Source organism: Nocardia gamkensis NBRC 108242, assembly GCF_001612985.1.
In the GTDB taxonomy this organism is placed as follows: Bacteria; Actinomycetota; Actinomycetes; order Mycobacteriales; family Mycobacteriaceae; genus Nocardia; species Nocardia gamkensis.
Genome location: NZ_BDBM01000047.1, coordinates 49,228 through 57,513 on the forward strand (window position 1 = coordinate 49,228; position 8,286 = coordinate 57,513).

The 8,286-nt window shown below is 67.7% G+C and carries 8 protein-coding genes; 4 read left to right on the forward strand and 4 right to left on the reverse strand.

What is annotated here, in order from left to right:
- Positions 1 to 314: 314 nt before the first annotated feature.
- The 3 genes from NG1_RS28295 to NG1_RS28305 all read left to right on the forward strand — a co-directional run bounded on the left by NG1_RS28295 (position 315) and on the right by NG1_RS28305 (position 3,735).
- On the forward strand, positions 315 to 2,591 hold the full coding sequence (locus tag NG1_RS28295; RefSeq protein ID WP_062975810.1) for a transglycosylase domain-containing protein: 2,277 nt from the start codon (positions 315 to 317) through the stop codon (positions 2,589 to 2,591).
- Positions 2,592 to 2,841: 250 nt separating this feature from the next.
- Complete coding sequence (locus NG1_RS28300) at positions 2,842 to 3,300, forward strand: GyrI-like domain-containing protein (RefSeq protein ID WP_040871176.1); 459 nt, start codon at positions 2,842 to 2,844, stop codon at positions 3,298 to 3,300.
- Positions 3,301 to 3,309: 9 nt separating this feature from the next.
- On the forward strand, positions 3,310 to 3,735 hold the full coding sequence (locus NG1_RS28305) for a GyrI-like domain-containing protein (RefSeq protein ID WP_040871177.1): 426 nt from the start codon (positions 3,310 to 3,312) through the stop codon (positions 3,733 to 3,735).
- A gap of 68 nt (positions 3,736 to 3,803) precedes the next feature.
- On the opposite strand, the gene NG1_RS28310 is transcribed toward NG1_RS28305, so the two are convergent.
- From NG1_RS28310 to NG1_RS28325, 4 genes are all read right to left on the reverse strand, one after another.
- The gene (locus NG1_RS28310) at positions 3,804 to 4,904 is read right to left on the reverse strand and encodes an inositol-3-phosphate synthase (RefSeq protein WP_040871179.1); all 1,101 of its coding nucleotides are present in this window, start codon (positions 4,902 to 4,904) and stop codon (positions 3,804 to 3,806) included.
- Positions 4,897 to 5,454, reverse strand: a complete 558-nt coding sequence (locus NG1_RS28315) for a PadR family transcriptional regulator (RefSeq protein ID WP_040871180.1) — start codon at positions 5,452 to 5,454, stop codon at positions 4,897 to 4,899. The genes NG1_RS28310 and NG1_RS28315 overlap by 8 nt, the downstream gene beginning before the upstream one ends.
- A 113-nt stretch (positions 5,455 to 5,567) precedes the next feature.
- The gene (locus NG1_RS28320) at positions 5,568 to 6,365 is read right to left on the reverse strand and encodes a DUF1707 SHOCT-like domain-containing protein (RefSeq protein ID WP_062975812.1); all 798 of its coding nucleotides are present in this window, start codon (positions 6,363 to 6,365) and stop codon (positions 5,568 to 5,570) included.
- 3 nt (positions 6,366 to 6,368) lie between these two features.
- Complete coding sequence (locus NG1_RS28325; RefSeq protein ID WP_245660093.1) at positions 6,369 to 7,460, reverse strand: DUF1707 SHOCT-like domain-containing protein; 1,092 nt, start codon at positions 7,458 to 7,460, stop codon at positions 6,369 to 6,371.
- Between the two features lie 113 nt (positions 7,461 to 7,573).
- Between NG1_RS28325 and NG1_RS28330 the strand changes: the two genes are divergently transcribed.
- Positions 7,574 to 7,993 carry a DUF5318 domain-containing protein gene (locus tag NG1_RS28330; protein WP_040871200.1) on the forward strand — a complete coding sequence of 140 codons (420 nt, stop codon included), beginning with the start codon at positions 7,574 to 7,576 and terminating at the stop codon, positions 7,991 to 7,993.
- Positions 7,994 to 8,286 lie beyond the last annotated feature (293 nt).

The window sequence follows — 8,286 nt, forward strand, 5'->3', positions numbered from 1 at the left end:
GGCCGCGAACGGAACATGCTCGGTCTCGCTTCGCTCGGAACCGGGAGTTGTGCTGATTCTGTTGCCGAACAATCCGCAGTCGCGCCACGCTCGACAACAGGGAGTCGCCCGGGTTCGGTTGCCTCGAGCGAGCACCATGCTGCCGGAAGTCGGCGGCCACCGGACTCCGCGGACGGAGAATGGGGTCGAGTTCGGGGCGTTCCGGTCGAACGGAAAGTGGAAAGCCGCTTGTGCGGGAACACGGTAAACTCTGGCTTTCGACGCTCTTTTCCGTTCGTTCGTGTAGGTGAGTTCGTCCGGCGCTCCGGGAGGAGATGATCGTGAGCTCGTTCCGCAAACCGCGAGGACGTGGACGCGGCGCCAAGGGGGCTCCCCCGGCCGCACCGTATGCCTCGATCGCGGGCTGGACGCAGCGGCCGGATGCGGCGAAGCGGAACGCACGCGAGCGTCGCGAACGCGCGGCGGCCCGCCGGAAATCACGGCCGCCCACCCCGCGTCCGGCGCAGCCGGATCGGCCGCCGCGCAGCAGAGCCGAACGTATCCGTCGCCTGCTGCTGGCCTTGTTCATCCTCTTCGGCGTGGTGCCCGCGCTGCTGTCGGTCCTGGCGTACTGGAGCGCCGAGATCCCGGATCCGAATGCGGTGCAGTCGAATCAGATCGCGACCATCTTCGCCTCCGACAGCAGCACCGTGCTCGCGAAAATCGTTCCGCCGGACGGAAACCGGACGCCAGTTCCGTTGTCCGATGTGCCGCGGCCGGTACGCGACGCGGTGCTGTCGGCGGAGGACCGCAATTTCTACACCAATCCCGGTTATTCGACTTCCGGTTTCCTGCGTGCCGCACGGGACAACCTGCTCGGCAAGGACAACGCGGGTGGCGGCTCCACGATCACCCAGCAGTACGTCAAGAACGCGTTCCTCGGCTCAGAGCGCACCGTCACCCGCAAGATGCGCGAACTGATCATCGCGGCGAAGATGGCGCGGCAGTGGAGTAAAGACGACATCCTCGCCGCGTACCTCAACACCATCTACTACGGCCGCGGGTCCTACGGCATCGCCGCGGCGGCCAAAGTCTACTTCGACAAACAGGTCGACCAGCTGACCCTCGCGGAGGGCGCGGTAGTCGCGGCGCTGATCCGGACGCCATCGATCCTCGACCCGGAAACCCACCTCGCGGACCTCAAAGCGCGCTGGCGCTACGTGCTCGACGGAATGGTGGAGATGGGCGCGCTGGCGCCGGGCGATCGCGACGCGACCGTCTTTCCGCCGATCATCCCGCTCACCCAGATCCCGGACGACAATGTGACCCGCGGCCCCGAGGGCCTGATCCGCAACCAGGTGGTGCGCGAACTGCGCGACTCCGGCATCAGTGAGCGCGACTTGAACAAGGGCGCGTTGCAGATCACCACCACCATCGACACCAGGGCGCAGCAGGCGGTGCTGGGCGCGGTGCGCGACCGGCTCGGTGCGCAGCCACCGGAACTGCGCGCCGCGGTGGTGTCGATCGATCCGCGCTCCGGCGCGGTGCGCGCGTACTTCGGCGGCTACGACGGTATCGGCTTCGATTTCGCCCAGGCGCCGTTGCAGACCGGGTCGGCGTTCAAGGTCTTCGCGGCGATCGCCGCGCAGCAGCAGAGCATCCCGCTTTCCCGCGTGCTGGACAGCTCCCCCGTGACCGACCGCGGTACCCGGATCACGAACGTGGACGGCGAATCATGCGGCAAGTGCACCATGGCGGAGGCGCTGAAGCGCTCGCTGAACACCAGCTTCTACCGGTTGACCATGTCGATGTTCGACGGCCCGCAGGCGATCGCGGACGCGGCGCACGCGGCAGGCATCCCCGAGGAACTGCCGGGCGTGCCGGGCAAGACCCTCACCGAGGACGGCGGGCGACCGCTGAACGGGATCGTCCTCGGGCAGTATTCGGTCCGGCCCATCGACATGGCCTCGGCCTACGCCACGATCGGCGCGTCGGGCGTCTATCACCGGCCCTATTTCGTACAGCGCGTGGTGAGCGGTGACGGGCGGGTGCTCCTGGATCGCGGCCCGGACCAGCAGGTCGGTGAACAACTGCCGGAGGGCAAGCAGAGCATCCCCCGCAAGATCGCGGAGAACACCACCGCGGCGATGCTCCCGATCGCGGCCTACTCCAATGGGCACGCGCTGAAGAACAACCGTCCCTCGGCCGCCAAAACCGGTACCACGCAACTCGGTACGAGCGATCTGAACAAGGACGCGTGGATGATCGGGTTCACCCCGTCGCTGTCCACGGCGGTATGGATCGGAACCGAGCAGTCCCAGCCGATCCGCACCGCGCGCGGCGCCGATATCTACGGCTCCGGCCTACCAGCCGACATCTGGAAACAGGTGATGGACGACGCGCTCGACGGCACGCCCATCGAACAGTTCCCGGGGACGCAGGCCCCGGACCGGCCGAATCAGAACAAGCCTCCCTCGGGCGGCCCCTACGACATCCTCAATCCGCCGCAGCAGTCACCGCAGCGCGAACCCGCCGTGATCATCCCGTCCAGCCCGCAACCGCCCAGGGAGGTGGAGATTTTCCCGGGCCTGAGCATTCCGGTTCCTGGATAGCGATGATGCTGTGACCTTCCGTGGCCCGGCGGAACGCATGACATGGCAGCATCGTTTGCCAGAGTGAGAGCGAACAGCGAGTGCGTCGGAACGGGCCGACGCCGAAACCGCGGAAACGATGCGGAAGGATATGCGCTCGAGCGACGACAGCGCGGCGCGAGCGGCGGGCCCGGAGGCGGTAGCCTGCGCACCATGGAGGGCACCGGGAGCGACGCCAATTGAAGACAGACGAGACATAGGGGCTACGCCGGTGGATTTCAATGTCGTTGACCAACCCGAGACGCTGGTGGCGGGAACAGTGCTTCGCAGCCCCGCGCTCGCGGTCGAGGGGCCGCGCCGCGCGAAAGTCGAAGAGGCGTGGAAGCGCAACCTGGCCCGCAAGCTGCCCGGACCGCCCACCACGGCGTACGTCGACCACGCGCCGGAGATCAATTCGTACCTGACCCATATCGTCGGCTACCGCTGCCACAGCTTGGCCGACCTGCAGCCCGGCGACGTGCTCGCCCGGGTGCCCGCCGGGCGCTTCGCCCGGTTCATCGCCAGCGGCGACAATCTCGGCGACACCATTGTGAGCATCTGGCGAGCGGTCTGGGACGCGGAGGCCGCGGGGCGGCTCCTACGCGCCTATACCGGCGACTGGGAACACTATCCGGACGCGCGAACGGTGGAAGTCTTCGTGGCATTGGCAGACGATCAGGGCAACGGGTAGGAACAGACAGTGGACTTCGAGATCGTCACTTTGCCGCAGAGCATGGTCGCCGGCCTGACCGTGCCGCTGGCCGGCCGTGAGGTGACCGCACGTGACCTCGACCTGGTGAACTTCACGTGGGACCGGTATCTGGCGCGGGAGAAGACCGTGCCGCGGGTGGCCGCCTACATCGGCCAGAACGATCACGCCGTCGCGGTGCTCGGCTACGAGATCGGCGGGATGGACGAGTTGGACCCCGGCGATGTGCTCACCATCGTCCCGCAGGGCCGCTACGCCAAATTCGTCGTCGCCGACAAGCCCTACGACCTGCTGCGCACCGCCTGGGCGCAGGTGGCCAAGGCCGAGAACGCGGGAACCATCACGCGCTCGCACACCGCCGAGGTGGAGCGCTACACCGGCCCGGCGTCGGTGGAGGTCTACGTCTCCCTGGACTAGCGCGGACGTCGTACCAACGCAGCCGGCCGGAGGCATTGCCTCCGGCCGGCTTGCGTCGGTCCGCCGAATTACTCCGCGCCGATGATGAAGGCTTCCAGCTGGGTGCGCGCGATGTCGTCGGCCAGCTGCTGCGGCGGGGACTTCATCAGGTAGGCCGAGGCCGGGATGACCGGTCCGCCGATGCCGCGGTCCTTGGCGATCTTCGCCGCGCGCACCGCGTCGATGATGATGCCTGCGGAGTTCGGCGAGTCCCACACCTCGAGCTTGTACTCCAGGTTCAGCGGCACGTCACCGAAGGCGCGGCCCTCCAGGCGGACGTAGGCCCACTTGCGGTCGTCGAGCCAGCCCACGTGATCGGACGGGCCGATGTGCACGTCGTTGGCGCCGAGCTCCTTCTTGAGGTTGCTGGTGACGGCCTGGGTCTTGGAGATCTTCTTCGACTCCAGGCGCTCACGCTCGAGCATGTTCTTGAAGTCCATGTTGCCGCCGACGTTGAGCTGCATGGTGCGGTCGAGCTGCACGCCGCGGTCCTCGAACAGCTTGGCCATCACGCGGTGGGTGATGGTCGCGCCGACCTGGCTCTTGATGTCGTCACCGACGATCGGGACACCGGCCTTCGTGAACTTCTCCGCCCAGACCGGGTCGGAGGCGATGAACACCGGCAGCGCGTTGACGAACGCGACACCCGCGTCGATCGCGCACTGCGCGTAGAACTTGTCGGCTTCCTCCGAACCCACCGGCAGGTAGGACACCAGCACGTCGACGTTGTTGTCCTTCAGCACCCGCACCACGTCGACCGGCTCGGCCTCGGACAGCTCGATGGTCTCCGCGTAGTACTTGCCGATGCCGTCGAGGGTCGGGCCGCGCTGCACGACGACGTCGCTGGGCGGCACGTCGGAGATCTTGATGGTGTTGTTCTCGCTGGCGAAGATGGCCTCGGCCAGGTCGAAGCCGACCTTCTTCGCGTCCACGTCGAACGCGGCGACGAACTTGACGTCGCGGACGTGGTAGGGCCCGAACCGCACGTGCATCAGACCGGGAACGGTCGCGGACTCGTCCGCGTCCCGGTAGTACTGCACGCCCTGGACCAGCGAAGAGGCGCAGTTTCCCACACCTACGATGGCGACGCGAACCTCTGTGGCGTTGTCAGCCTTCTCGATGTCACTCATGGCCGGTATTTCCCTCTTTCTGTGGTGCCGCCTTCGTCGATTGCTCCGCCGCAATCAACTCGTTGAGCCAGCGCACTTCGCGCTCGCTTGATTCGAGTCCGAGTTGATGGAGCTGCCGGGTGTAGCGATCCAGCGAACCGCTGGCCTTCTTGATCGCCTCCCGGAGCCCCTCTCGGCGCTCCTCGACCTGACGCCGCCTGCCCTCCAGGATCCGCATCCGCGCTTCCGCGGGGGTGCGGCTGAAGAAGGCCAGATGAACGCCGAAGCCGTCGTCGGTGTAGTTCTGCGGTCCGGTGTCGGCGAGCAACTCGCTGAACCGCTCCCGCCCGGCCGGAGTCAGTTGGTAGACCCGTCGCGCACGGCGAGTCGTCGCGCCCGCGGGGATCTCCTCGGCGATCAACCCGTCGGCCTGCATGCGGCGCAGCGTCGGGTAAAGGGATCCGTAGGAGAAGGCACGAAACGCCCCGAGCAGGCCGGTCAACCGCTTGCGCAGTTCGTAGCCGTGCATGGGCGCTTCGAGGAGCAGCCCGAGGATTGCCAGCTCGAGCACCGGGCTTCACCCCCTGACTGTTGTACAGACCTAACCGATGGATGCGACTTTCCACTATATCGGAGCGATACATCTGTGCACAGACCGCCACCAGGTACGGGCGTTGCGTTGCTTCAGCGAGAGCCGGGGAAGATCGTGATCGGCTCGCCCGCGAAGGTGACCTTCGCGTACCCGGTCGCGCCGCCCTTGCACTTCACGTAGATATTCGCCACGGGACCGCGATCGGCCGCGTCGGGTGTGTCGAACCCCAAGCCGACGTGGCTGATCTCGCCGTCCGGGCACCGCACCGTCTGCCGCGCGCCGGCCAGCAGCCGGGCGATGGCGGGCACGTCGATGGCGGCGAGGTCGAAGGTGCGCGTCCCCGTCCTGCGCTCGGAGGTCCGCGAGGTGCCGAAGTCGCCGTCGTAGCGGTAGTCGCCGGTCTGGGCTTCGTTGCCGGGCTGCTGCCGGTCCACGATGGCGTACTTCGGGTACAGCGTGACCTCGTCGGCGATCAGGTCGCCGAATTCGGTCCGGTACTCCGCGAGAAAGTAGGCCAGGCCTGCACCGGTGGTCATATCGGGGACCTTCTCCGACGACCCGGGCAGATCGATGCCGCAACGACTGATCGCTCCCACCATCGCACCGGCGACCAGGGCGGCAGCGATGGTGTAGACCGGCGCCAGCCAGCGCCGCGGCCGCCTGCGGTCGACGCGGACCACCGGGGCGTTCGCGAGTTCTCCCGGAATCTGTAGATCCCCGATCAGCGCGTCGAGTTCGCCGAAGGATTTGGCTCGCATCGCCTCCGCGGTCCGCGCGGCGTGCTCGCTCGCGGTGAGCTGGCCATCGGCCAGCGCGGCGTCGAGCAGGCCGCAGACATCGGCGCGGTCGGTGTCGCGGGCGCGGATGCCGCTGTATCGGGTCGTCGCCATCGCCTATCCCTCGAACGGCCGGACGAGGCGGATCTCGCCCGCCGGGGTCAGCGTGAAGTAGCCGTTCTCCCTGGCCGGGTTGTTCACATGAACAGTGACGGTTGGTTCGGCGGAGCCCCGGTTGCCGTTCGCTTGCACCATGAAATGCGACACAGCGCCGCCGGGGACCCGGGTGATCGTGGCCGCGTCGGCGAGTGCCCGGCCGATCGCCTCCACGTTCAACGTGCCCAGGTCCACCGTGGGCGTGTCGGCCTTGCGAGTCTCGATCTTCCCGGACTGCGCGAAACCACCGCGGTAGTCGTAGGAGACCTTCCGGTTCGGCTGGCCCGGCACCGCCCGGACGAGCGTGGCGTAATTTTCGTGCATATACAGCTCGTCGACTTGAAGGTCGCCGAATTTCCGCTGGTAATTCCGTAGGAATGTGGCGATTCCTTCGTTGGTGTGCAGGCTCGGCGTGGGGATCACCAAAGGCTGCACCGCCCCTTGGTCCAGCACGGGCAGGGCTTGCGCCGCCGGTCGCGGTGCCTCCGCCTCCCGGGTGACCGCGAGAGATCCGGCGCAGGCGGCCAGCACCGCGGCCACGGTCACCGCACCCACGTACCACTGACGGCGACGCGAACGCGGCGGCCGCGGCGGGGGGGCGACATCGCGGGCCCGCTGCAAGTCCGAGACCAGATCCTTCAGATCGCCGAGGGTGCGCGCCTCCGCGGCGAGTTCGGTGAGGGTGTCGTGCTCCTCTTCGGTCAGCTGGCCGTCGGCGCGGGCGGAGTCGAGCAGGTCGCGAGTAGTGGCGCGATCGGCATCGCGCGCCCGGGTGTGATCGGGATAACTTCCTCCGGATGCCGAGCGGCGCAATACTTTTCGCGTGGCCGACGAGCGCTGCGCGGTGAACCCGCGCGCGGCGGCGGGGGTTTGCAGATCGGCGGTGAGCGCGGCCAGTTCGCCGAGCGTTTTCGCCGCCGCGGCCTGCGCGATTCGGTCGTGGTACTCGTCGGCGCCGAGCTGCCCCTCGGCGTAGGCGGCATCCAGCAGGCTGGACGCGGTGGCGCGGTCGAGGTCACGCGCTCGCGTGCGCCCGGATGCTGCGGTGGACACAGACGGATCGTAATCCGGATAACGGCGCGACGCGCCGGATCCGGCGCCCACCGGAGCCGGTCAATCCGCACAGCCCGGGGCGGCCCGATTCCAACACCGCTACTCTGGTTCTCGTGCGAATTCAGCGGCAAGTTGTCGACTACGCCCTCCGGCGCCGGTCGCTGCTGGCTGACGTCTATGCGGGCCGAGTCGATGTCGCCGAGGTGTGTGATGCGAATCCCTACCTCTTACGTGCGGCGAAGTTCCACGGTCGGGGGAGTGAGGTCACATGCCCCATCTGCCGGAAGGAACAACTGACCCTCGTATCCTGGGTCTTCGGCGACGGCCTCGGGCCGGTCGCCGGATCGGCTCGCACACCCGAGGAACTCGTGCGCCTCGCCGAGACGCGCGAGGAGTTCTCGGTCCATGTCGTCGAGGTATGCAGGACTTGCAGCTGGAATCATCTGGTGCAGTCCTATGTGCTCGGTTCCACGCCTGCGCCGCCACGCCGCCGCACCGGGACACGCGCGAACCGGCGCACCGCCGCCGAATGAAGTGCCAGGTCATTCGCCCGTCGGGTGACTCGCGGAGCCGGCATGCGTCCGCCGCGGTGACGACTACCGCTGATAGCCACTTGGACCGCTACGAGTTATGGAGATCTTGTCAGTGAATTCGCCCTACGAGACTTCCCCCTACGGCGATGAGCCACACGGCGGCCGTCCTCCACAGAGTTCACGTCCAAGTCCCAACCCGTACCAGAATCCCCGTCCCGGCCCGCCGCCCGGCGCCCGGCCGGTTCCGCCGCCCGGGGGGCGTCCCATCCCCGGTGAGCCACGCGGCCCACAGG

Coding starts and splice junctions, on each gene's coding strand:
- NG1_RS28295 (WP_062975810.1), top strand. CDS start 315: ATGATCGTGAGCTCGTTCCGCAAACCGCGAGGACGTGGACGCGGCGCC.
- NG1_RS28310 (WP_040871179.1), bottom strand. CDS start 4,904: ATGAGTGACATCGAGAAGGCTGACAACGCCACAGAGGTTCGCGTCGCC.
- NG1_RS28320 (WP_062975812.1), bottom strand. CDS start 6,365: ATGGCGACGACCCGATACAGCGGCATCCGCGCCCGCGACACCGACCGC.